This window comes from Colwellia sp. MB3u-55 (assembly GCF_014076785.1).
Classification (GTDB): Bacteria; Pseudomonadota; Gammaproteobacteria; order Enterobacterales; family Alteromonadaceae; genus Colwellia_A.
In genome coordinates this window covers 1-25,646 of sequence record NZ_JACGUS010000102.1, presented here as the reverse complement: position 1 = coordinate 25,646, position 25,646 = coordinate 1, and the positions used below count along the sequence as shown (strand labels likewise).

Genomic DNA, 25,646 nt, shown 5'->3' with positions numbered 1-25,646 from the left:
GTTTCAATTTATTATTTGCACTACCCATTTTTACTAAAATCGCTAAGCGATTATTTCTTAAAATCTTTATTCAAAGAAAAGATGTTAATTACGGGCAGTAATTATAAAACCTTTATCATTCTAAATTATAGACAATACGCCCAAAAAAAATTAATTACGATGTGAATGAGTGGTTTACAAAAATATTGAATCAAATGGCTAAGTGCAAATACATAGCACTTTAATAAAAATAATAAACGTAATATGGATAAATAAAATGAAAAAAAATCGATTAGCCTTACGACCAAAAATCATGGCTGTTCCCCCTAACAATCACAACCCCAAACGTTGCTTAAAAAAAGTGATGCTTATGTCTGCATTATGTTTTTCTATGACACAAACAGCGTTTGCAGCAGATGTTTTTATTAACGAAATACACTACGACAATGCAGGATCAGACGTAGGTGAAGCAGTTGAAATCGCTGGTGTTGCAGGAACAGATTTAACCGGTTGGTCAATTATTTTATATAATGGTAGTAATGGAACTAGCTATAGCTCTGTAAGCCTGTCTGGCATTATTCCTGATCAACAAGCAGGCTTTGGTACGCAATTTTTTACAAAGTCGGGTATACAAAACGGCGCACCTGATGCATTTGCATTGGTAGATAATCTTGGTGTTGTCGTTGAATTCTTAAGTTATGAAGGAACGTTAACAGCCACAAATGGTGCAGCAAATGGCTTAACAAGTATTGATATTGGTGTTGCTGAAACCAGTAGTACACCTACGGGTTATTCACTACAGTTTGATGGTTCAACTTGGCAAGGAGCTAATGCAAATACATTCGGCGCAGTAAATACAGGCCAAACATTTGATGACAGTGGTGATAGTAACAACGGTGATAATAGTGGTGGCGGCAATGTGGACGATGGTGCCAGTGGCAGCGTCTGTGTTAACTGCCCAGATCTAGAAAAAGTTGCTAACTCGACCAATTTTGACGATGCCACTTATTATGAAGATGTAATTTTGGCGATTAATGGCGGACATGGTACTACCGCAATTAAAGGGGAAATAACCACCGCAATAAGTCAAAATCACAAAGACCTAAGTTATGCAGAGGTTTGGACCGCATTGACTGAAACTGATGAAGACCCGTCAAATTCAGATAACGTAATCTTATTCTATCGTGGTATTTCCAAAGCTAAACTTTCAAACGGCAGTGGCCCAGCTTCTAGTGATCCAGAAAACTGGAACAGGGAACATGTATGGGCGAAAAGTCATGGTGGTTTTAGTAGTGAAAGTCAGTCTGGCTATACAGATATCCATCACCTAAGACCTACTGATATTTCAGTTAACAGCACAAGAGGCAATTTAGATTTTGATAGTGGTGGGTCTGAAATTGGAGAGGCGCCTGGTAATAAGGTTGACAGCAATTCATTCGAACCTAGAGATATAGTAAAAGGTGATGTCGCACGAATGGTCTTTTATATGGATGCGCGATATGAAGTAGCCGACGCTAACATGCCAGATTTGCGCGTTGTGGAAAGTACAAATACCAGTGGGCCTGAACTTGGCAGGTTATGTCGTTTAATTGAGTGGCATAATGCAGATCCAATTGATGCCTTTGAGCAAAAACGAAACAATACCATTTACGAATATCAAGGAAATCGTAATCCTTTTATTGATCACCCTGAATGGGTAACAACTCTATATGGTAGCGAAGCCTGTAACTCTGACGGCGGCGGTGATACTGGCGGCGGTGATATTGGCGGTAGCGATACTGGCGGTGGAAATAATGGCGGCAGTACATCAAATATATTTATTAATGAAATTCACTATGACAACGCTGGCGGTGATATTGGTGAATCGATTGAAATAGCGGGTCCTGCTGGAACTGATTTAACCGGTATGAGTTTGGTTCTGTACAATGGTTCAAACGGAACCACATACAAAACAGAAGTATTGGCTGGCATATTGGCAAACCAACAGAATGGCTTTGGCACCTTGTCATTTGACATTGCAGGTATGCAAAATGGCGCACCAGATGGTATAGCGCTTATTGATAGTAATGGCAGTGTTCTAGAATTCATAAGTTATGAAGGTTCGTTAACTGCTACCAATGGTCCTGCAACTGGCATTACTAGCACAGATATTGGTGTTTCAGAAGTAAGTAGCACAGTGGTTGGTTTTTCTCTTCAGTTAGCGGGTATAGGTTTTACTTCCGCAGACTTTACTTGGCAAGCCGCAGCTGAAAATACATTTAACAATGTAAATACCAAGCAAACGTTTTTGGCGGGTAGTGTCTTTATTAATGAAATTCACTATGACAACGTCGGCGGTGATACTGGAGAAGCGATTGAAGTTGCCGGTCCAGCAGGAACCGACTTATCAGGTTTGAGTTTAGTGCTTTACAACGGTTCAAACGGAACTACATACAAAACAGTTGATTTGTCTGGTGTGTTGACTAATCAACAAGCTGGATTTGGAACCCTGTCATTTGACATCAGCGGCATCCAGAATGGTTCTCCTGACGGCATTGCTCTGATTGATAACGACGGAACTGTCATTGAATTCTTAAGTTATGAAGGCTCACTTACCGCTACTAATGGTCCCGCAAGCGGAATGATTAGCACGGACATAGGCGTTTCAGAAACAAGTAATACTCTTGCTGGTCTTTCTTTACAGCTTGGCGGAACGGGTTACAGTTCAGCTGATTTTACTTGGGAAGATGTCAATGCTAATACATTCAATAATGTAAATACAAATCAAACCTTTGGTTCTGGTGGTGATACTGGCGGCGGCGGCGGCGGCGGCGGCGATGGTGATGGTGATGGTACACCAATGCTAATAGGTCAGTGTTCAGATCCATCGACGTTTATCCATGATATCCAAGGCAATGCTGATGTTTCACCTTTAGTAGGCCGAAACCTTGTCGTTGAAGCTATCGTAACATCAGTGTTACCAGCACTTGACGGGTTCTTTATACAAGAAAGCGATACAGATGTTGATGCGGATCCGTTAACTTCAGAAGCACTGTTTGTCTTTAATACGGCCAATACAATTACACCATCAAATGGTGATCTAGTCCGTGTTGCTGGTAATGTTTCAGAATTCTTCGGGCGAACGCAATTATCGCCAGCACAAGATCTTATTATTTGTGGAACGGGTAGTGTATCTACTACGACCTTATCCTTGCCCTTTACCTCTGTTGAACAACCTGAAGCATTAGAAGGAATGTTGGTTAGCAACACCGATTCACTTACCGTTAGCGATAATTATAACCTAGCCAAATTTGGCGAAGTTACGCTATCTAGCAGTAGATTGTTTGTGCCAACTAACATACATTTGCCTGGTTCGGCTGAAGCTGTAGCACTGGCGAATGAAAACTCCTTGAACCGAATTATTTTAGACGATGGTGTTAATGGCTCATATCCTGAGCAAATAATCTTCCCTACTGGAGGCTTATCGGCTGACAACAGCTTACGCATTGGTGACTTAGTTACTGAGTTAACTGGAATAATTGATTATAGTTTCAGTAATTACAGAATAATTCCAGTAGTAGCTCCTACGTTTGTAAATGACAACATCAGACTCGCCCAACCGGAACTGTCGCCATCTAACCTTAAAATAGCTAGCTTGAACGTTTTAAATCTATTTAATGGTGATGGTCAAGGTGGAGGTTTCCCAACAGCAAGGGGCGCAGATACCGCTGAAGAGTTAGAGCGTCAATTTGCTAAAACCGTGGCTGCAATTGTCGCTATTGATGCCGACGTTATTGGTTTAATGGAAATCGAAAATGATGGAGTAGACGCCAACAGTACATTAGCTCAATTAGTTGCGCGTATTAATGCCGTTGTGGGTGCAGATACCTATGCATTTGTTAACACGGGAGGAACCATTGGCACCGATGCGATTGCAGTTGCGCTTCTTTATAAACCTAGCAGTGTTTCAGCGTCGGGTAATGCCATGTTAAATAACAACGGCATATTTAATCGACCTCCGTTAGCTCAAATATTTACGCTAAACAATAACGGTTCAGCTATAACCGTTGTTGTTAACCACTTTAAATCTAAAGGGGGTTGTAGCAGAGCTTCAGGTGCAGACCAAGATCAGAACGATGGACAAGCCTGTTTCAATGCAAAAAGGGTAGCGCAGGCCAACGAACTGATGAATTGGTTAGCGACTGATGCGACATTGAGTCTGCAAGAAGATGTGCTAGTGATGGGTGATTTGAACGCTTATGCAATGGAAGATCCAATCAGAGCATTTACAAGTAACGGTTTCACTAACCTCATTCATCAATTTGCAGGCGAACAAGCCTATTCTTACCTCTTTGGTGGTGAAGTGGGTTACCTAGATCATGCCCTAGCGAGCAGTAGTTTATTAACCAAAGTGGTTGATACAACAGAATGGCATATTAATGCAGATGAACCTTGTGTTCTTGATTACAACACTGAACTTTGTGGCTCTGGTTTTAGCCATCCGGATAAAACGGCTGATCAGTTAGTTAGCTTATATGACAATAATGCTTACAGAATGTCTGACCATGATCCTGTTATCGTTGCATTCGATTTTACACCTGCAGCAATCCAAGGCGATTTTGATGGAGATGGCGATATTGATATCAATGATTTACGCGGTTTGATGCGTGCAATACAGTTTGGACAAACGATCGATTTAGCGTTTGACCTCAATAATGATGGGGCCGTATCTATGATGGATGTTCGCGTTATGATGAGTTTATGTACTCGCACTCGCTGTGCGGCTAATTAGGCTAAATTGCTTAAAACAGACAAACAATAAAACAAACAAAATTAAATTAAATTAAAAGGTAGTAAAATGAAGAAGTTATTAATAGTAGCAACGTTAATATTGTGTGCAACGTTTGGTGGAAACGCTAACGCCGGACTAATTACTCTTTCAGCAGACCAAAGTGATGTTTTGGTTAGCGAAATGATGGAAATTACCTTAAATGCCACGGGTTTTGACGAATTTGATGTATTTTCTTTAAATGTTAATTTTGATACAAGTGTCTTTAGTTTTTTACCCCTTACGTTTACAACCGAACTTTCAACTACTTTTATGTTGTGGAATCAAGTTGGAAATGGCGTAGCTATTGGATTTGTTGATTTTATTCCATCGAGTGGTGATTTTTTATTAGGAAAGTTCACATTGCAGGCAATAGAAGCAGGGACGACCGATTTTTCTCTAGTGGTAAATGAATTTACCTTGAGTGACCCATTTGATATGTTCGCTGTTGCAACGCCTGTTAACGCTGATGCATTGGGTCAAGTATCTTCATCAGTAACCGATGTTCCTGAGCCGTCTACATTAGCAATATTTGCGTTAGGGCTGATGGGATTAATGACGAGGTCTTTAAAGAAAAAATCTTAATTTAGGTTTTAATCTTTGATTATAAAAGCGCTAATCGTCATGATTAGCGCTTTTTTTATCCGTTATTTAATTGGTGTTAGTGATAAAAACCCGTAAACTTTTGTCAGCTGAAGTTATAATCAAACTAAAGGTCTTAACGCTCGTTTTATTGGATATCGACGGTATTACGCTATTAATTGTTAACATTCATCTTTACGTTCGTGTTAATAAACCTTTTTGATACTCATCTAGTACATTACAACGTATCGCTTTTTTGGCTTTAGTGAGCGTTAAAGGTAGTGACTCTACTGTCTTATTTGCGCAAGAAACGCTAAACGAGAAAATAGCATTGATGATTAATGACTAGGTTGAACAAAATAGAGAAAATAAATAAAAATTAGCCATAAAAAAAGCCGCTAGGTTTATCTAGCGGCTTAATACTTAAACTAAATTATTAATCATTAGTTTCAAGTTTTGATGTTGTTACTTCAATCGTGTAGTCAGTAGCTACTGAAATATAACCATTAACGCGTAGCGTATAAAGTCCGCCGCTAGTTGGGCGAAAGTTAATTTCTTCTGGGTTATCTAAAGAGGCGCTGTTAGCGACAACTTCACCCGCTTCGTTAAGCAAGTCAAAATCTAAATCTGCAACACCTGACCAGGTTAACACAGCATTAAGCATAGAAACGTTGTCTGTCAGCTGTATATCATGGTCTGACACTTCCATATTTTCATATGACGGGCCAACTGAACCGGCGAAGTTACTGTCAGTTTTGATAATAACTGCAGCTGAGTCGACTAATTGACCGTCGAGTAAAATACCGTCAAATGAAACTGTACCGTTAATGCGTTTAAGACTTATGCTATGAATACTATCGGTAGATAAATCTCTAAATGCAACGGTTTTAACTTGACGTTGAGGTGAATAATAATCTAATAAACCTTGGCTTTTACCATCAAGAAATAATTCGGCATGACCTTTTCTATTATTAGTTATATATTTTAATTGAACGCTATCACCAATGAAATCAAAGCTAATTTGCGCGTTTCTACGTCGTGTTTGCTTAAAGGTGCCATCTGACGATAAGGTACTATTTTTTACAGCCCAACGTTTTTTGTAATTAATATTGTTATCAGTTTCAGAAACTTCAGACCAAACTCCCTGGCTAGACCAACCAGTTTGTCCGTTAAGAAATTCTGCTCTTTCGCCGGTAGTAACTATGGCCAAATCTACAGCCGCTTTTACGTTAATATGACCTGCACCCACTTGATGAACTTTATAACCCGGCATTTCATCTGCGCTGTCTTTTAAAATTTGTTCAACTTGATCGGGTGATAACAGGGGATTCACTTCCAACAATAAACCGACCACACCAGCAACAAAGGGGGTCGCCATTGACGTACCACTCATACTTGCGTAGTACAGGTGATATTCTGGATGTGCAGGGTCGATAATAGGACCTGCAGCGCCCAATGGCGTGTTAAGTGCTCGTGTTGATACAATCGCGCTACCTGGGGCAGTAATATCAGGTGTTTTAATCCAGTCACCTTCAACGCCTCGACTTGAAAAATCAGCTAATTGACGGTCTGTTGTGCCAGCTGCGACGTTAATAACCCATGGTGCAATGGCATATTGATTAAGGGTGTTGTCATCTGGACCACTATTAGAAGCGGCAAAAGTCACTACGATGCCTTTTTTGTAAGCTTGATAAGAAGCTTGATTGGTTGGATTATTCGGATCAAAGCTTGCGCCGTCACCTCCACCCCAACTGTTAGTTATTACATCTATGCTATAACGTTCACTATTAGCGATTGCATAATCAAAGCCAGCAATAGCATAAAGAATTGAAATCGCTTCACCAGCTCCTAGACCCACCAAGGTTGCTTTTGGGGCGATGCCTGCCTGGTAAAAACTTCTACGTTCATCATCTCTTGATGCTTCACCGCTACCAGCAACAGTGCCGCCAACATGTGTACCGTGTCCTGAACTCGTATCAGTATTTGGCACACCTTCTAAAAATAAGTTCTTACCACCAGCAAAATCAAGGTCACCAGCAATTTTAACATTTTGGATAGTTTTCTCACCGAGTAATAAATCAGGGTGTGTTGCATCAACACCTGAATCTAGTACTGCAATCGTTGAACCTTCACCATAAACACCATAATCGTCATGTACTAGATGACCACTGGTAATTTCGCCAGAGTTATAGTTGTAATATTCTAAAGGCGCATCAAAATAAATACTCTTAACCCGTGAATCTTTAGCTAAAGTATTGATTTGGCTTCGAGTTAAAGAAGTTCCCGCCATAGGTAATACTTTTAACGCTAAATAAGGAACGTTTAAAGCTGTCATAACATTATCGAGTTCATTGTAATGGTGAGTTGAAACAATTACTTTAGTACTTTGAACTAAAGTGGGTAACAACGTCTGTAATTTTGAGCCAATAATCGCATCAGCATTAACATTAAATGTGGTCGCAGCAAGTACACTAACCGATAGTGCCAAAAGTGTCTTTTTCATTTTCTTATACCTTTTGAATGATTATAATTTTGAATGATTTTTATTTCATTAACTCAGTTACTGTGCATAATTCTTTTGAGCGTTATAATCGGGAAGAACCCCTAGGGCACTGTGATAAAACTACTTAGTCATTATTTTAACTGGCTTAAAGGGGAGTGATGAAATAATAATTGCGACTTATATATTGGATAGGCTTGATAAAATGAATACCTGCAACTTAATGAAAGTCATAATAATTCATTAAGTTACAAGGGGCTTGTCGAATGAATAAATACATGAGACTACTTATGAAAATGTTCAAAACTATGAGTTTAATCGTTAAGCCGTTTTATTACCTTGTGATCGATCTGATTTCTTAGTTGTTACGTGATGAAGCTAATTTTCTTTATTTGGAGATCGCTTGATATGTTTTTTTATTCTTGTGGAGTTTTGTATTTCCTTATAAATCAACAGTTTAACTGTTTTTTTTGATTGAAGGGAGTAACGAAAAATGTAATGTTCAACTAATAAATATACCGGTATTGGTATTAATGGTTTTTATAATCAATACACTAAAAATCATAACAGTAATTTTATCTTTATCATCGAGAAAGCTCAGTAATTTAGTGCCGAGTAGTTCACTCTGGTGTTCGAGAATTCAGTTACAACTTATCTTTATTTTTAAGATAAAAATTAAAAGGTAAACAAACACATTGTATTAAATCTGTTTGTTCAACCAAATTAATGCATCGTCTTTATTATCAAAATACTCTATATTTTGAAGCACTTTCGAGGGTACCCATTGTTGGTCAATATTTTTTATTACCTGCGATGTGATAACGATAGCTTTTGCTACCATATTTTGACCATTGAGCCACCCATTAAACTTATTAGAAATATTAAATGCGTCTGGCGTAGCACCATCCAAGTTTAAAAGATCAACAAATATCAGAAACTTACTTTGATTGAGCGACTTGATTATTGCTGATGTCTTTTGCGAGACTTTTTCAGCACCATACTCATTAAAAGAGCCTTTCAACGTTATATGTATAATATTTTCTTTTAAAATTATTGTGTTGTCACCATGTTCTATTGTCAATTTGGTTCTCCAATAACATAACCATTTTTTAGTCGAGTTTAGTTAATCGACTAAATATCTCTTACTAGACGATAGCACATTGCGTTTAAACGCTAAAGGCCACTAATAATAAAATACGAACACCAATTAACACGACTGACATATAGGTTGACTGAATATTCAGTAGCATGAATTGCTCAGGTCAACAGCTTTCTCTTGCTCAATATTTACTATTAGCTTCTTGTTTGTTGAGAAAGACTTATTTATCACTCTTAGTTTGAATGCATCGAGGCTGAAAATTATGCGCCCGTTTAGCTTAAAAGCAACCAGTAATTTATAGACAACAACGGCTAGAAATATTGGGATTAACGATGATATAAAGCTGTTTAGGGTCACCAGTGATAATAAGCTGGTTAAGGTGAAATTTTTATTAAGTAAATACCAAGGCGCTAACAGCACTAGTAGCGTGTTAACTAGCCAAATGACCAGTAACGGGTATTGAGATTACTGTCATGAGTACTGCTATTACCCAAGCATTATATGTTTCAATACCACGATACCAGTTAGAAACAAAGCCAGCGATTGGCGGTATACCAATCATGCCTAAAAATTCAATGGCAAAGAGAGTTATTGAGATCGGCATTTTTTTAGCAATGTCATTTAACTAACTGAATTTATAAATACGATGTGCTTCAGCAAATAAACCAGCAAAAAAGAACAGAGTGATTTTCATTATCTCTTGATGCACTAACCAATAGCAGCAATAAAAACGGCGAGTGCAACGCTTAGCGTTATACATGGCAACCGACTAACCGTTGAATGGGCAAGACGTTTTTTATATTATCTTAATAAATAATTCTTATCGAACCATGAATAATGATAATAAATGCAAAGACCAACAGGACTTGTAAAACACCTAAAGAACTTGCTAGATTGACGCTATATAAATCATAAACCACACGTATAATGTCAAAAAAGTCAGCTTTTACTGGCGCTACAGCATGTAGTAATGATTTAAGCGGTTCTTTCTCTATCATTTCTGGTGTGGTGATAATTAGTCGCTTTTAGCTTATTTAGGCTTCATCATTTAAAAAGAGAAAAATCATAGTAATGCTTTATATAAACTCCACCAAGCTGAAGGAAAAGAGCTTTACACTGAACCTCACAAAATATGGCTGGAAGTATTATCGATAGGATTTGGTTCAGGTTTTCTTATGCTAGGAGCACAGTATTTTGTTACTGAAACAACGATTATTGCTAAAGCTTTAGGATTATCTGACGCGCTTATAGGGCTCACTTTAGTTGCCATAGGACATCTCTGCCCGAATTTACTATTTCGGTAATGGCGGTATTAAGAAAACACAAGGATTTAGCTGTTGTAGATGTTGCTGGCAGTAATATTTTTAATATTCTGGGCATTCTTGGTGTTTCTTCTTTAATTTCTTTAATTTTCCCCAAGGAAGACTTACCAAGTTTGATCAGTGAGCTTTCTTACTTATTACTTTGGTCATTAAAGGTAAACTAAAATCAATATTTTTCTGTTGCCTATGTTTTGCTTGGGTATTTCTATTCTAATTAGTTAAAAGTACTTAATAAAAAACACCTGGTTGCTAGATGAGCAAACAGGTGTTTTATCGGATTATTGTAGCACAATAGAAAATTATTCTTCACCCATAGCTTCAATTTCATCAGGTGTAATACTAGCAGCATGATGACCTTTTGGGCCTGCATTTAGTTCATAATCAACGTCTTGACCAGCTTTTAATGTACGGTATCCTTCCATTTGGATTGTTGAATAATGCGCGAAAATATCTTCACCACCATCCTCTGGACGAATAAAACCAAACCCTTTTGCATTATTAAACCACTTCACTGTCCCGTGAGCCATACTTCAACTTCCTTCTACATCGGTAATTAGGTATGCTTGCATAAAAGCATTAACATAAATGTATAAATGATTAAAAAATAATCACTAAAGTAAACAGTAGACAAGTTACATAAATAATCAAGTTAAATTTATCAGTTAATTGAATATTTATTTTTTTAAATGTTAAAGCAAAATCACTAGGTACAGACTAATATAAAATTATGAGCAAGTGGAAAGAGTTACTAGATAATCAAGAAGTCCTTGAAGACGAACTTGTAGAGCAATTTGAAAAGCCCCCTATGTATACTGTTGTGTTACTTAACGATGATTATACGCCGATGGATTTTGTCGTAGATGTGCTGTGTCGATTTTTTAATATGAACTCAGATAAGGCGACCGACGTAATGTTAGAGATTCATTATAAAGGAAAGGGGCGATGCGGTACTTTTACTGCTGAAATAGCAGAAACAAAAGTTGAACAAGTTAATCAATACGCATTAGAAAATGAGCACCCATTGCAATGTACAATGGAAAAAGCGTGAATTCGCATGGTTTAAAGTGGAGTAGTCTATGCTGAACAAAGATTTAGAAATATCATTAAATATGGCTTTCCGTCAAGCCAAGGACTCCCGTCATGAATTTATGACGGTTGAGCATTTATTATTGGCCTTATTAGATAACCCTTCATCAATCGAAGCGCTTAAAGCTTGTGCTGCTGATATGGGAAAAATACGTAAAGAGTTATTAGATTTTATAGCTGAAACAACGCCAGTGATCCCAGAAGGGGAAATTGAACGTGAAACTCAACCAACGTTAGGTTTTCAGCGTGTATTACAACGAGCCGTTTTTCATGTGCAATCTTCTGGAAAAAGTGAAGTTAACGGATCCAATGTCCTGGTTGCTATTTTCAGTGAACAAGAATCTCAAGCGGCTTATTTTCTGAAAAAATCAGACATTAGCCGTTTAGACATTGTAAATTTCATTTCTCATGGAATTTCTAAAATAGAACATACGGATTCTCCGCAATCTACCGAAGAAGCACACGTTGAAGAACCCCGTACTATTGAAAACTTTGCTACCAATCTTAATGAAGAAGCGAGAAAAGGGAATATTGATCCGTTAATTGGTCGCGATAGCGAATTAGAACGAACTTTACAGGTGCTAAGCCGTCGTCGTAAGAATAACCCTTTATTTGTTGGTGAAGCAGGGGTGGGTAAAACGGCTATTGCCGAAGGACTTGCCAATTTAGTTATTTCTGACGATGTACCTGAATTCTTAGCTGAAACCACTATTTATTCGCTTGATATGGGCGCTTTATTAGCGGGCACTAAATACCGTGGTGATTTTGAAAAACGTTTTAAAGGCTTATTAAAAGAGTTAGAAGAAGAGGGTAATGCCATTCTATTTATCGATGAAATTCATACGATAATTGGTGCAGGTGCTGCTTCAGGTGGCATGATGGACGCTTCTAATTTAATAAAACCATTATTATCATCAGGAAAACTGCGTTGCATGGGTTCAACAACCTACCAAGAATACCAAAGTGTTTTTGAAAAAGATCGTGCATTAGCGCGCCGTTTTCAAAAAATAGATATTGTTGAGCCAAGTGTTGATGACACCACTAAGATATTGCATGGTTTAAAAGAAAAATATGAATCACATCACGGTATTCGTTATACCAATAAAGCCTTGCGTGCAGCCGCAGAATTGTCAGCTAAATATATCAATGAGCGTTTTCTTCCCGATAAAGCCATTGATGTTATTGATGAAGCGGGTGCAAAACAACAATTAGTTGCTGCTTCGAAGCGTAAAAAAGTAATTAACGACAGTGATATAGAATCTATTGTTGCCAAAATGGCGAGGATCCCTGAAAAGTCAGTTTCATCATCAGAAAAAGACAGCCTTAAGACATTAGACCGTAATTTGAAAATGGTTGTTTTTGGACAAGACCACGCTATTAATGAACTTACGTCAGTAATTCGCTTATCTCGTGCTGGTTTAGGTAATGAACACAAACCTGTTGGTTCGTTCTTATTTGCTGGGCCAACTGGGGTGGGTAAAACAGAAGTAACACAACAATTAGCTAAATCTTTAGGTGTCGAACTATTACGCTACGACATGTCAGAGTACATGGAGAAACATGCGGTAAGCCGATTAATAGGTGCTCCTCCAGGTTATGTTGGTTATGAGCAAGGCGGTTTATTAACGGATGCAGTCATTAAGCATCCTCATTCTGTGGTCTTGTTAGATGAAATTGAAAAAGCTCATGAAGATGTTTATAACATTTTATTGCAGGTCATGGACCACGGAACATTAACCGATAATAACGGTCGTAAAGCTGATTTTAGAAATATTGTTTTAGTGTTAACAACCAATGCGGGAGCTCATGAAATAACTCGCCAATCTATCGGTTTTAAACAACAAGATCAGTCAATTGATGCAATGGGTGAAATTAATAAAACCTTCTCACCTGAATTTAGAAATCGTTTAGACAATATTGTCTGGTTCAACCATTTAGATGAAGTTGTTATTCAACAAGTGGTTGATAAATTTATTGTTGAACTACAAGCACTACTTGATCAAAAAGGCGTTTCATTAGAATTAACGAAAGACGCTAGAAAATGGTTGGCTGTTAACGGTTATGATAAAGCGATGGGCGCTCGACCTATGTCACGTCTAATACAAGAGCACTTAAAGAAACCATTAGCTAATGAGTTATTGTTTGGTGATCTAACACACGGTGGCGTGGCGAAAGTTGGTGTCAAAAAAGATAAATTAGTACTCAGTTATATTCAAAAGAAAGAATTGGTTGAGCATTAGCAGCAAACGGAGCTAACCAAACACTTTACGTTACGGTGTTTGGTTTCGTTTCACTTAGATAAATTTTGCTGAATATAAAAAAGCCGCAGGGGAGTTATCCTCAGCGGCTTTTTTTATTTAAGCGTTGAAATGTACTTTATAGATAAATTTAACGTTGAGTTGAACGTTTAGCTTGAACAGCCGCCGATAACTCATCTAACAAACTGACACTGGTGTCTAAGTTAATACAGGCATCGGTGATACTTTGTCCGTAGGTGAGTTTGTTAACATCAACCACTTTTTGATTACCCTCAACTAAGAAGCTTTCAACCATGACACCAAATATAGCCTTGTCGCCTTGCTCCATTTGAGCTCTTAAAGAGCGAGCAACGTCAATTTGTTTGTTATGGTCCTTAAAACTATTACCATGGCTACAATCGATCATAATACGATTTTCTAAGCCAGCTTTAGCCAATACTTCACCGGTCTTACTAATGTTTTCTGCGTGATAGTTCGGCTCTTTACCGCCACGTAAAATAACATGAGCAAATGGGTTACCATGCGTTTGATAAATACACATTTGACCACTTTTATTGGGTGAGTATAGAACATGAGGCACACTTGAGGCGTTGATGGCGTCAACAGCAATCTGTACATTACCGTCAGTGCCATTTTTAAAACCTACCGGACACGAAAGGGCTGAAGCTAATTCTCGGTGAACTTGGCTTTCAGTTGTTCTAGCACCAATAGCTCCCCAGCTTATTAAGTCTGAAATATATTGGCCGGTCACCATGTCTAAAAATTCAGTGCCTGCAGGTAAACCGAGTTTATTAATATCCATTAATAATGAGCGAGCTAGGTTTAAGCCTTTGGCTACATGAAAAGATTTATCTAAATCAGGGTCACTGATCAAGCCTTTCCAGCCAACCGTTGTACGAGGCTTTTCAAAATAAACACGCATGACAATCAATAAATCATCTCGGTACTTATCATGTAATACTTTAAGTTTCTCTGCGTAATCAACAGCAGCAGTGGTGTCATGAATTGAACACGGACCAATAATGACCAGTAAACGGTCGTCGTCACCGGTGATAATCGCTTCAATGTCTTTTCTGCTTTGGATGATAAAACTCGCTGTTTCATCATCTAGTGGGATTTGCTGTGCTAATTCTTCTGGAGAAACAAGGTTTTCAATTAGCGTGGTTCTAAATTCGTCCGTTTTAATAGTCATGGTAATCTAATTTTTTATTTGAAGGCGTTAATGCGCAATAAAAAAGCCAGCGCAATATAATTTATCGCGCTAACATAACCAAATTAGCGGCTTATGTGAAATGCTTTCTGTATTTTCAAAGATTAATTTGAACTAAGTTAATATTTATAGCGTTGTAAGCCTGTTTCATTGAGGATTTTTGCTGATATTTCTTCTACGGAAAACTTTGTACTGTTAAGGAAGGGAATTTTTTCTTTTTTATACAGTTTTTCAACTTCTCTAACTTCCATTCGACACTGTCGTGCGGATGAATATTTGCTGTTCGCTAATCTTTCACCGCGAATATCAATTAAGCGTTGTGCGTCGATAGTTAAGCCAAACAGTTTCTTTTTATGAGGTTTTAAAAAGTCAGGTAAAGTCAGGTCGTCCATATCATCATCAGTAAAAGGGTAGTTCGCTGCTTTAATACCATATTGTAGTGCGAGGTATAACGAGGTTGGTGTTTTACCCGAGCGCGATACACCCACGAGAATAACGTCGGCATGCTCATAATTGGTAACATTTGAACCGTCATCATTGGCCAGTGAATAATTAACCGCATCAATACGGTAATCATAACTATTTTCGTGAATACTGTGCGTGCGATGAGCGGTAGGCTTAGCGTCTAGTTGCAGTTCTTTCTCAAGTGGCGCGACAAAATGCTCTAGGAAGTTATAAATAACACCATCACAACTATCAATAATTTTTCTAATGTCGTTATTAACAAAGGTATGAAAAACTAATGGTGGCATACCGGTACGTTTAGCAGCTTTATTAATTTTTATTTTTGCTGCTTCTGCTTTTTCAACAGTTTCAACAAATGAGATAGTGTCGTGATCAAATTCCATTGGGAAAAGTGACAACAAAGCATGACCAAAAACCTCTGATGTAATGGCTGTGCCATCAGAAATATAAAAAGCAGCGCGCATTTAAAAACCTCTTTATTATCTTTAATACCCAGCGAATAAAATTAACTGAGATTTTTATAGTTAAAATAAATGACTACTGCCAGATAAAATTAATAAGTAGGTTAATGACTTAATAAATTTTATACAGGGTATTTACCCATTTTTCTGATAAAAACTAGGTCATTCAATTAATCAAATGGGTATAACTGTAACTTATACTAAAATGTTTCAAATAACATTTCAGTTTATAAAGTTCGCAGTGTAAAATGTCTTAAGCTATAAATATACTGATATAACTCATAAATCTATTTATTTTTGTTTTTTTTTTTGGAGAAAATGTCGTGCAAGAAAATGTGCTTTGGTATGAAGTTTTAGGAATGAATGATGTTGACCGCGTTGGTGGAAAAAATGCATCACTTGGTGAAATGATCTCAAACCTTTCAAACGTAGGCGTGCAAGTCCCAGGCGGTTTTGCTACGACTTCCTACGCATTTAATGAATTCTTAGAACAAAGTGGCATCAACGACAAAATATATCAGTTGCTTGATAATTTAGATGTCGATGACTTAGCCGCATTATCAAAATCAGGTGAAACAATCCGTAATTGGATCATAGAAACACCATTTCTACCTGAAATGCAGCAAGATATAGCAAAAGCCTACACCACCTTAGCCGATGGTTTTGCTGACGATGCTTCATTTGCTGTTCGTTCTTCAGCAACGGCAGAAGATATGCCCGATGCTTCTTTTGCTGGACAACAAGAAACTTTCTTAAACGTACGTGGTTTTGACGCTGTGATGATAGCGATCAAACATGTTTACGCTTCTTTATTTAACGACCGTGCTATTTCTTACCGTGTTCATCAAGGTTATGACCATCGTGGTGTTGCTTTGTCTGCTGGAATTCAGCGTATGGTACGTAGTGATATTGCTTCAAGCGGTGTGATGTTTTCTATTGATACTGAGTCTGGCTTTGAAGATGTAGTCTTTATTACTTCAAGTTACGGTTTAGGTGAAATGGTGGTGCAGGGCGCAGTTAACCCTGATGAATTTTATGTTCATAAACCTACACTAGCTAAAGGTAGACCGTCGGTTGTTCGTCGCAATATCGGTAGTAAAGCCATAAAAATGATTTACACCACAGATCAAAGTCATGGCAAACAAGTTGAAATTGTTGATATTGAAGAAAAGTTGTCTAATCAATTTTCATTAACCGATGATGAAGTTCAAGAACTTGCCAAACAAGCCGTTATTATTGAAAAGCATTATCAACGTCCAATGGACATTGAATGGGCTAAAGATGGCTTAGACGGTAAGCTTTACATCGTTCAGGCGCGCCCTGAAACAGTTCGTAGCCGTGAAAGCGCTAATGTAATGGAACAGTTTCAATTACAAACAACCGCTGATGTAATTTGTGAAGGTCGCTCAATAGGTCACAAAATTGGTAGTGGTGAAGCAAAGGTTTTAGCTTCACTGGCTGAAATGGATAAAATTAAGCCCGGTGATGTTTTAGTCACCGATATGACCGACCCTGATTGGGAGCCTATTATGAAGCGTGCTTCTGCGATTGTTACTAATCGTGGTGGTAGAACTTGTCATGCTGCAATTATTGCTCGTGAAATGGGTATTCCTGCGGTTGTTGGTTGTGGTGATGCGACAAAACGTATTGCTAATGGCGATGATATTACCGTTTCTTGTGCTGAAGGTGATACTGGTTTTATCTACAAAGGTAAACTTGATTTTACTGTAACCACTTCTCAAGTTGATTCAATGCCAGAAGTTCCATTAAAAATAATGATGAATGTTGGTAACCCAGACCGAGCCTTTGGTTTCGCTCGTTTACCTCATGCGGGTATTGGTTTAGCACGTTTAGAATTCATTATTAATAAGATGATTGGCATTCATCCAAAAGCATTGTTAAATTTTGATGAGCAATCTGACGATTTAAAAGATGAAATTAACGACATTATCGTTGGTTATGCTAGCCCAGTTGAATTTTATATTGCTAAGCTAACTGAAGGTATTGCAACCTTAGCGTCAGCTTATTCGCCTGAGAAAGTAATCGTTAGAATGTCTGATTTCAAATCAAACGAATATGCTAACTTAGTTGGCGGTGACGTGTTTGAACCAGAAGAAGAAAATCCAATGATTGGCTATCGCGGCGCAGCACGTTATATCTCTAAAGATTTCCGTGAATGTTTTGCACTTGAGTGTGAAGCGATTAAACGCGTGCGAAACGATATGGATTTTACCAACGTTGAAATCATGATCCCATTTGTTCGTACGGTAGAAGAAGCCGAGCAAGTTATTGAAATACTCGCTGAGAATGGTCTAAAACGTGGTGAGAATGGTTTGCGCGTTATTATGATGTGTGAATTACCGTCGAACTGTTTGTTAGCTGATCAATTCCTAGATCATTTTGACGGATTTTCTATCGGTTCAAACGATTTAACGCAATTAACACTAGGTTTAGACCGTGACTCTGGTTTAATCGCTCATTTATTTGATGAACGTAATCCAGCCATTAAAGCCTTATTGTCGATGGCGATTAAAGCTTGTAAAGCGCGTGGCAAATATGTCGGTATTTGTGGCCAAGGCCCGTCAGATCACCCTGATTTTGCCGCATGGTTGGTTGAAGAAGGTATCGACAGTGTTTCGCTTAATCCAGATACGGTATTAGCGACTTGGTTGTATATTGCTGAAAACCACAAAAAATAAATAATCGTATAGCGCGATTTATTGGTGAATAATGTGAGGTCATAGCCTCACTGGCAATATGATAAACAAAGGCTAGGTTCTTTTTACTATAAGTTTAGTTAAAAAGTTCTTAGCCTTTTTGCATTCTTCAACAAAACTTGAGTCATAATTCAAAACTGACGTGATATACTAGGTTCAACCTTAAATCATTAATATGTTTTTCGTCTATGTCTCAGAGCTTACCTTCATTAGAACATCAAGAACTTATCGCTCCACTGTATCAAAAGTTTTCTCAGGAGCTTGGTAACAGTCAATATAGTGGTGAAATTAATTGCCAATATAGTGCTCGGCTGTCGGTTGCTACCGACAACAGCATTTATCAACAATTACCACAATTGGTTTTACATCCTCGAAGTAAGCAAGACATCCAATTGATCAGTCAATTGTCTTCAACGCCAAAGTATCAAAGTATCAAATTTAGTGCGCGTGGTGGTGGAACTGGTACAAATGGTCAAAGCTTAACACCAGGTATTGTCGTTGACTTGTCAAAATATATGAATCGTATTTTAGAGATTAATATTGAAGAAAACTGGATACGTGTTGAAGCGGGCGTCATCAAAGATCAATTAAATGATTATTTACGTCCACACGGTTTTTTCTTTTCTCCAGATCTATCAACCAGTAGTCGTGCAACCATTGGTGGCATGATTAATACTGATGCTTCTGGACAAGGCTCTCTGGTCTATGGCAAAACCTCTAATCATGTTTTATCCCTAGAGTCGGTTTTAGCTAATGGTGACTTTCTGACAACATCTCCAATGTCCATCAGAGAAGCGGAAGAACTCGCGCAACAAAACAGCAGTTACGGTCATATTGTTAAACAAGTACTGGCCTCATGTCGTGACAATCGAGCCTTGATTTTAGAAAAATTTCCCCGTTTAAATCGTTTTTTAACGGGTTATGATCTAGAAAATGTTTTTAATGATGATTTAAGCCAAGTTGATATTTCTCGTTTAATCACCGGTTCAGAAGGTTCGTTAGCCTTTGTTTGTGAGGCAAAACTTAACTTAACGCCAATTTTAAAAGCTAAAACACTGATTGTAATTAAATATGACAGTTTTGATTCTGCGCTGCGCCATTCACCTGCACTCGTTGAAGCTAAAGCGACTTCAGTTGAAACCATCGATTCAAAAGTCTTAAATTTAGCCAAACAAGATATTGTGTGGCATTCGGTGCGTGATTTAATTACCGATGTTGACAGTAAAGTCATGGACGGTATTAATATTGTTGAGTACAACGGCACCAGTATTGAAGCGTTAGCCGATCAGGTAGCACAACTAACAGCACGTTTAGATAGTGACATTAGCAATAATACCGGTGTTATTGGTTATCAAGTGACCACTGATTTAAGCAGTATCAATAAACTTTATGGTATGCGAAAAAAAGCTGTTGGCTTGTTAGGCAACACAGCAGGTAGTCAAAAACCATTAGCTTTTGCCGAAGATACTGCTGTGCCACCCGAAAACTTAGCGGATTACATTGTTGAGTTTCGCGCTTTACTCGATAGTTATGGTTTGCACTACGGCATGTTTGGTCATGTTGATGCGGGTGTTTTACATGTCCGTCCAGCACTCGATATGTGCGATCCTGAACAAGAAAAGTTGCTCCGCGAAATCTCTGATAAAGTGGTAACGTTAACTGCTAAATATGGTGGTTTAATGTGGGGTGAACATGGCAAAGGATATCGCAGCGAATACAGTCCAAAATTTTTCGGTGAACATTTATTTACAGAGCTAAGAAAAATTAAAAGTGCTTTCGACCCGCATAATAAAATGAATCCAGGTAAAATTTGTACGCCACTTGAATCGAGTGAAAAACTAGTCTCGGTTGACGGCACTAAACGGGGTTTCTATGACCGGCAAATACCTATAACGGTAAAAGATTCATTTAGTTCAGCGCTCGACTGTAATGGCAATGGCTTGTGTTTTAATTATGATGTAGACAGCCCAATGTGTCCTTCAAGCAAGGTAACGCGTGACCGAAGACATTCCCCAAAAGGTAGGGCTGGCCTGATGCGTGAGTGGTTACGCCTTTTAGAAGCTAAGGGTGTCGATATTCTTAGTTTAGAAGAAAATATTCAGCATTGGTCTGTAAAACGTTTATTAGATAAGATAAAAAATCGTTTTTCAGCACATCAAAAAGAAGATTTTTCTCACGAAGTGATGGAAGCGATGCAAGGCTGTTTAGCCTGTAAAGCTTGTGCGAGTCAATGCCCTGTAAAAGTAGATGTTCCAGATTTTAGAGCACGCTTTGTTAACTTATATCATTCAAGATACTTCCGTCCGTTAAAAGATCACTTAGTCGCTAATGTAGAAACATTAACGCCATTAATGGCCAAATCTCCGAAATTAATAAATGCGGTATTATCCCATAAATGGTACGACAAATTTTCACGAGCAACGATTGGTTATATTGATACTCCGATACTTTCTGTACCGACCTTAGCAAAGCAAGTCAGAGAAAAAAATTATCAATCCTTTGACCTTGCTTATTTACAAGGGCTTAATAAAGCGCAACAAGCGAGTCATGTGCTGATCGTTCAAGACCCATTTACTTCTTTTTATGATGCTAACGTCGTTGAAGCTATGATGGCATTAATTGAAAAGTTAGGGTTCACCCCAATATTATTACCGTTCAAACCTAATGGAAAACCCCAGCATGTAAAAGGATTTTTAGCTAAATTTGCAAAAACAGCTAAAAATACTGCTGAATTTTTAAATGAACTTCATCAGTTAAATATACCAATGGTCGGTTTAGATGCTTCATTAACACTTTGCTATCGCGACGAATATAAACAAACGCTTGGTGATAAGCGTGGCGATTTTCACGTGCTGTTAGCCCATGAATGGTTATTAACGGTTATAGAACATCAAAATACTAAAATAGCACTTTCGTCACTAACGGGTGATAAACCAGTGGCGCCTTATAAATTATTTGCGCATTGTACTGAGAAAACGGCATTAGCCGGTAGTGAAGGGCAATGGCGTGAGATATTCAAGTTATTTGGTTTGACACTTGAAAACGTCTCTGTGGGCTGTTGTGGTATGGCTGGTACTTACGGACATGAGCAAGTAAATTTTGAAAACTCGAAAATGTTATTTGAAATGAGTTGGCAAGATAAGTTAGCTAAATTAGAGGCTAAACAAGTCTTAGTGACTGGCTACTCCTGTAGAAGCCAAACAAAGCGTTTAGGAAATATGCAGACTCGTCATCCTGTGGAAGCGTTATTATCGGCTTTTGACTAAATGTTTTCATGGACTAAAGTTATAATAAAGAGAATCGATATAGTTTGTGGCAAATGTTGTCTTGTTCTAACTTGCTATGTGCATAGCTAAAACGTGAGAGGCTTTATGTCATTATCATTGAATAATATTGAAAGTGTGCAAACAGATATAACTACAGGTTATGCATTAAAAACCGCAGCCTTATCTAAAGGTCAGCAAGAGCTTGAAGGTGAAATGGCGCTGAAGCTTATCGCCTCGGCTGGCAGTGTTGACTCAGCGGTATTACCAACATCAGGTAGCAGTGGTTTCACTATCAATATTAAAGTTTAATATTGATAGTCGAAGAGTAAAACGTTTAAATACAGCGTGCTGGTTTGGGTAAACCAGCATACATTGTTGCTTGTTTTGCTGGCCCTTCTTTGAATAATCGATATAAGTACCGACTACTTGATTTTTCTTCGCCAAATTCTGCTTTCATCGCTTTTGTTAACGCTCTTATTGCCGGGGACGTATTGTAAGTCAGGTAGAACTCTCTAACAAAGCGTATAACTTCAAAGTGTTGCTCCGTTAATACCAATTGGTCTTTATCAGCAATTATCTGCGCTAAATCTGTATGCCAGTCTTTAAAGTTAATTAAATAACCTTGCTTGTCGGTGGCGATTTCTTGCTCATTAAAAAATAAACTCACTGCCAAGTTACCGATTTTTCTGTTGCACAAATCAATGTCATTAATGCATCGAGTGATAAAGTGTTTATTTTTTCTTTATCAATCGTTATAGCTCTTGCTTGTGCGTGCGCTTCAACAATATAAAGCGCGGGCAGCGCTATTTTACTTAAGGCTTGTTGCCATAAATCATGACTAAGGTTATAGCAACCATCATCAAGTAGCACGATAGTGTCATTTGCTTGTATTACGTCAAGGCATTGTTCAAAGTCGCTTGTTTGAAAAGCGGATGTGCGCACTAAGTGAAGCATACTCATGTGGGTTAAAACCTTAATATTGATTGATGTTGGTGTAATGATGTCGAGAACTCTGCACGGTCAAGTACGGCTACGTTTTCAATAGAAAAATCGTTAGTCAAGCCACGTTGAGTCAGTGAATGTTGGCAAACATAAATATTTTCAATATCATAAAACTCTAATGCCGCTAACGTTTTTAAAAAGTCTTTTTGTTGGATAAATTCAGGTTGTTGTTTGGCTATTAATTGATAAACGCCATCGCCTTGAAAATACAAACTAATGGCTTGTTCATAAGAGCCAAAAATAAGGGCAACATCAAGAGAATCTTTAGCATTTCCTGCTGAAAAGGGTGCGCTGGCATTAACGATAGCAAGTGATTTTTTGGCTTCAGACATGATAAATACCTTACAGTTGAATTAGACGATCAGCGTTGACATTCAATTCTACTAACTCACCTAGGCCCGATAAGGTAAATGCCTGATGAATAGTAGCGGCTTGACCATCATTAATATCATCACTTAGCCCACGTTTTTCTGCTGCAGTAGCACATAAGTGTAAAGGAATATCAAAGTCGTGATGTAATTGTTGCCATTGTCGATGCGCTTGGTATTCGTCATTAGGCAGTGCAAGGTGCTGGCTACCATTTAAAACACCGTCTTGATAAAAAAATACGCCAACAACGTTAATATCACTCTTTAACGCAGCGGTAACCATATTAATAGCAGTAGCCGTTAAGTTACTGTTGGGCGGGGTGGTAATAACAAAGGCGAGTTTTTTCACAAAATGTCCTACATACACAAGTAAATAGTGATTATAAATGAATATAAAAAAACCTCGGTGACCGTAAGATCAACGAGGTTTTATATTATAAGCAATAACTCACTTACATTCTATTATCTTACGATATTAATCATCGCCGCCCATTACGCCTAAAAGGTGTAATAAATGCACGAAGATGTTGTAAATATTCAAGTATAAAGAAATAGTTGCTCGAATGTAGTTGGTTTCACCACCATTAATTATACGACTAGTATCAAACAAGATTAAACCAGACATAATCATGATAATAGCTGCGCTAACTGCTAATGAAAGAGCCGGAATTTGAAAGAAAATATTTGCAATACTTGCAACTATTACCACAATTAAACCGACCATCAAAAAACCACCCATAAACGAGAAGTCTTTTTTGCTAGTTAATGCATAACCCGATAAGGCGAAAAATATTAATGCAGTACCTCCTAAGGCTTGCATTATCATTCCAGGACCTGCAGGCATTGCAGCGTAATGGTTAAGCATAGGGCCTAGAGAGGCTCCCATTAAACCCGTGAATGCAAAAATCCAAAAAATACCACTCGCTGAATCAGCTTTTTTGTTTACAACAAACATTAAGCCAAAAGCGACTAATGTCATTATAAGAGCTGCGCCGTGTGGCAAGTTCAACGACATAGAAATAGCGGCAGTAACGGCACTAAAAGCTAATGTCATTGATAACAACATATAGGTATTTTTAAGTACCTTGTTAATTTCTATAGCTGAGCTTTTACTCGCTTGTAAACCAATATTTGATTGCATAAAACTTCCTCTGATAACTTTAGTTATACTTTTTAGATAAGGCCATTTAAGTCAAATTCAAGAGTACTCTTAAACTTTCTTTATGACATCTTGACATATTATGACATGGCGTTTTTTAAAATACTATTATTTAGTTGCTTAAATTTGTTGATATTTACTAATAATTTGTGAATATTTGTAACTAAAAAATTTAGCCGCATTAACTAGCATTGCTGGCTTGTTGGTAATTGTTATTTTTCCAAGGTATTACTCACTTATTTTCTAAAACAGCTATTTGAGTGGTCATTTATTAATCCGGTTGCTTGTAAGTGTGAATATAAGGTTGTTGAGCCTAGAAATTTAAAGCCAATCTTCTTCATGTCTTTGGCTAATCTATCACTAATAGGGGACGTAGCAACTGATTTCTCTGTATCATTTATACTGTTAACTTGGGTTTTATTATCAACATAAGACCAGATGAACTGACAAAAACTTCCGTACTCTTGCTGTATTTCAATAAATCGTTGTGCATTATTAATAGCCGCTACTATTTTTAGCCTGTTGCGTACTATTGAGGCATCTTGCATTAAACGTTCTACATCGTCGTTAGTAAACCTTGCAACTTTATTTACATCAAAGTCTAAAAACAACGTACGGTAACCTTCACGTTTCTTAAGAATAGTGTACCAATTTAAGCCAGCTTGTGCAGATTCTAGAACAAGGGATTCAAACATCACTTTATCGTCATGAACCGGCACTCCCCATTCTTCATCGTGGTATTTTACATAATCAGGTTTTGAGGTATCAAGCCAAGAACAGCGGCACTTGTTTACAGAAAAATTATTATTACCCATAAACACCCTTGAAGATTGTTTAAATAGCTAGCGATTTGTTGTTTTTTTTAGCAAACAAACGTTTTTGTTAAATAAATGCTTTACAAGTCTTTTTCTACACTTTAATATTCGCCTCGTCTTTAAGCAAGCAATTGTTTAAAGATATTCAGGTGAGATGGCTGAGTGGTCGAAAGCACTGGTCTTGAAAACCAGCAAGGGTTTATAGCCCTTCTAGAGTTCAAATCTCTATCTCACCGCCAAACAATGAAAAACCGCTAATCGAAAGATTAGCGGTTTTTTGCTTTCTGACAACTAGAAATTTTAAATAAGGGTTCATAGCACTAAACCTTCGAGTAGAGTTCAAATATCTATTTCACCGCCAAACAAAGAATATTTCTTTACTATGCCACCCATGATAATACTACGCAGTGATAATGCTCTGAAATACAGCTATCCATTGGTCAACAATAATGCATGTACTGCATCTTGTAAGCTTTTGCCTATCGATTTTTATAGATGTTGATTAAAGGAGTGAATTTCAGGCAAGTTTTACTTGCTACTCAAAGGTAGT

Annotated in this window: 20 protein-coding genes, 1 tRNA gene and 1 pseudogene; 9 read left to right on the top strand and 13 right to left on the bottom strand. The window is 37.8% G+C overall.

Annotated elements, in window-relative coordinates; translation table 11 throughout:
• Positions 1–256: 256 nt before the first annotated feature.
• Both H4J66_RS06010 and H4J66_RS06005 read left to right on the top strand, forming a co-directional pair.
• Positions 257–4,750, top strand: coding sequence for an ExeM/NucH family extracellular endonuclease (locus H4J66_RS06010; protein ID WP_182171851.1), 4,494 nt, complete (start codon positions 257–259; stop codon positions 4,748–4,750).
• 66 nt (positions 4,751–4,816) lie between these two features.
• Positions 4,817–5,371: a PEP-CTERM sorting domain-containing protein gene (locus tag H4J66_RS06005; protein ID WP_182171847.1), complete on the top strand. Its 555-nt coding sequence runs from the start codon at positions 4,817–4,819 to the stop codon at positions 5,369–5,371.
• 433 nt (positions 5,372–5,804) lie between these two features.
• Here the strand turns inward: H4J66_RS06005 and H4J66_RS06000 are convergent, their stop codons facing one another.
• From H4J66_RS06000 to H4J66_RS05985, 4 genes are all read right to left on the bottom strand, one after another.
• A complete protein-coding gene (locus H4J66_RS06000; protein WP_182171844.1) occupies positions 5,805–7,871 on the bottom strand; it encodes a S8 family serine peptidase in 2,067 nt (688 codons plus the stop codon).
• A 697-nt stretch (positions 7,872–8,568) separates the two neighbouring features.
• Positions 8,569–8,949, bottom strand: a complete 381-nt coding sequence (locus tag H4J66_RS05995) for an STAS/SEC14 domain-containing protein (protein ID WP_182171841.1) — start codon at positions 8,947–8,949, stop codon at positions 8,569–8,571.
• Positions 8,950–9,397: 448 nt separating this feature from the next.
• Positions 9,398–9,583 carry a proton-conducting transporter membrane subunit gene (locus tag H4J66_RS05990; RefSeq protein WP_310650629.1) on the bottom strand — a complete coding sequence of 62 codons (186 nt, stop codon included), beginning with the start codon at positions 9,581–9,583 and terminating at the stop codon, positions 9,398–9,400.
• A 190-nt stretch (positions 9,584–9,773) separates the two neighbouring features.
• Positions 9,774–9,965 carry a hypothetical protein gene (locus H4J66_RS05985; protein WP_182171836.1) on the bottom strand — a complete coding sequence of 64 codons (192 nt, stop codon included), beginning with the start codon at positions 9,963–9,965 and terminating at the stop codon, positions 9,774–9,776.
• Positions 9,966–10,142: 177 nt separating this feature from the next.
• Here H4J66_RS05985 and H4J66_RS05980 point away from each other — a divergent pair.
• Positions 10,143–10,453: pseudogene (locus H4J66_RS05980) on the top strand (hypothetical protein).
• Positions 10,454–10,588: 135 nt separating this feature from the next.
• On the opposite strand, the gene cspD reads toward H4J66_RS05980, so the two are convergent.
• Entirely contained in the window at positions 10,589–10,816 is a 228-nt protein-coding gene (gene cspD / locus H4J66_RS05975; RefSeq protein WP_070373660.1) for a cold shock domain-containing protein CspD, read from the bottom strand.
• 200 nt (positions 10,817–11,016) lie between these two features.
• Here cspD and clpS point away from each other — a divergent pair, with 200 nt between their 5' ends.
• Positions 11,017–11,337: an ATP-dependent Clp protease adapter ClpS gene (clpS, locus tag H4J66_RS05970; protein WP_182171830.1), complete on the top strand. Its 321-nt coding sequence runs from the start codon at positions 11,017–11,019 to the stop codon at positions 11,335–11,337.
• Between the two features lie 28 nt (positions 11,338–11,365).
• Positions 11,366–13,615, top strand: a complete 2,250-nt coding sequence (gene clpA, locus H4J66_RS05965; RefSeq protein ID WP_182171827.1) for an ATP-dependent Clp protease ATP-binding subunit ClpA — start codon at positions 11,366–11,368, stop codon at positions 13,613–13,615.
• A gap of 148 nt (positions 13,616–13,763) precedes the next feature.
• Here the strand turns inward: clpA and H4J66_RS05960 are convergent, their stop codons facing one another.
• On the bottom strand, positions 13,764–14,825 hold the full coding sequence (locus tag H4J66_RS05960; protein ID WP_070373657.1) for a 3-deoxy-7-phosphoheptulonate synthase: 1,062 nt from the start codon (positions 14,823–14,825) through the stop codon (positions 13,764–13,766).
• A gap of 137 nt (positions 14,826–14,962) precedes the next feature.
• Positions 14,963–15,772 carry a pyruvate, water dikinase regulatory protein gene (locus H4J66_RS05955; protein WP_070373656.1) on the bottom strand — a complete coding sequence of 270 codons (810 nt, stop codon included), beginning with the start codon at positions 15,770–15,772 and terminating at the stop codon, positions 14,963–14,965.
• Positions 15,773–16,092: 320 nt separating this feature from the next.
• Here H4J66_RS05955 and ppsA point away from each other — a divergent pair, with 320 nt between their 5' ends.
• The 3 genes from ppsA to H4J66_RS05940 all read left to right on the top strand — a co-directional run bounded on the left by ppsA (position 16,093) and on the right by H4J66_RS05940 (position 22,061).
• The gene (ppsA, locus tag H4J66_RS05950) at positions 16,093–18,468 is read left to right on the top strand and encodes a phosphoenolpyruvate synthase (RefSeq protein ID WP_182171824.1); all 2,376 of its coding nucleotides are present in this window, start codon (positions 16,093–16,095) and stop codon (positions 18,466–18,468) included.
• Between the two features lie 206 nt (positions 18,469–18,674).
• The gene (locus H4J66_RS05945; protein ID WP_182171821.1) at positions 18,675–21,752 is read left to right on the top strand and encodes an FAD-binding and (Fe-S)-binding domain-containing protein; all 3,078 of its coding nucleotides are present in this window, start codon (positions 18,675–18,677) and stop codon (positions 21,750–21,752) included.
• A 105-nt stretch (positions 21,753–21,857) separates the two neighbouring features.
• Positions 21,858–22,061, top strand: coding sequence for a hypothetical protein (locus tag H4J66_RS05940; protein ID WP_182171816.1), 204 nt, complete (start codon positions 21,858–21,860; stop codon positions 22,059–22,061).
• A gap of 25 nt (positions 22,062–22,086) precedes the next feature.
• Here the strand turns inward: H4J66_RS05940 and H4J66_RS05935 are convergent, their stop codons facing one another.
• The 6 genes from H4J66_RS05935 to H4J66_RS05910 form a co-directional block, all read right to left on the bottom strand.
• Positions 22,087–22,425 (bottom strand): TusE/DsrC/DsvC family sulfur relay protein, encoded by a 339-nt coding sequence (locus tag H4J66_RS05935; RefSeq protein WP_182172074.1) that lies wholly within the window; start codon positions 22,423–22,425, stop codon positions 22,087–22,089.
• Positions 22,416–22,712: a sulfurtransferase complex subunit TusB gene (gene tusB, locus H4J66_RS05930; RefSeq protein ID WP_182171813.1), complete on the bottom strand. Its 297-nt coding sequence runs from the start codon at positions 22,710–22,712 to the stop codon at positions 22,416–22,418. The genes H4J66_RS05935 and tusB overlap by 10 nt, the downstream gene beginning before the upstream one ends.
• A 5-nt stretch (positions 22,713–22,717) precedes the next feature.
• Positions 22,718–23,086, bottom strand: a complete 369-nt coding sequence (gene tusC / locus H4J66_RS05925; protein WP_182171810.1) for a sulfurtransferase complex subunit TusC — start codon at positions 23,084–23,086, stop codon at positions 22,718–22,720.
• Positions 23,087–23,096: 10 nt separating this feature from the next.
• Complete coding sequence (tusD, locus tag H4J66_RS05920; RefSeq protein WP_182171807.1) at positions 23,097–23,471, bottom strand: sulfurtransferase complex subunit TusD; 375 nt, start codon at positions 23,469–23,471, stop codon at positions 23,097–23,099.
• 126 nt (positions 23,472–23,597) lie between these two features.
• A complete protein-coding gene (locus H4J66_RS05915) occupies positions 23,598–24,263 on the bottom strand; it encodes a Bax inhibitor-1/YccA family protein (protein WP_070373648.1) in 666 nt (221 codons plus the stop codon).
• A 254-nt stretch (positions 24,264–24,517) separates the two neighbouring features.
• Positions 24,518–25,096: a DNA-3-methyladenine glycosylase I gene (locus H4J66_RS05910; protein ID WP_182171804.1), complete on the bottom strand. Its 579-nt coding sequence runs from the start codon at positions 25,094–25,096 to the stop codon at positions 24,518–24,520.
• Between the two features lie 148 nt (positions 25,097–25,244).
• Here H4J66_RS05910 and H4J66_RS05905 point away from each other — a divergent pair.
• Positions 25,245–25,335 (top strand) — tRNA-Ser (locus H4J66_RS05905).
• Positions 25,336–25,646 lie beyond the last annotated feature (311 nt).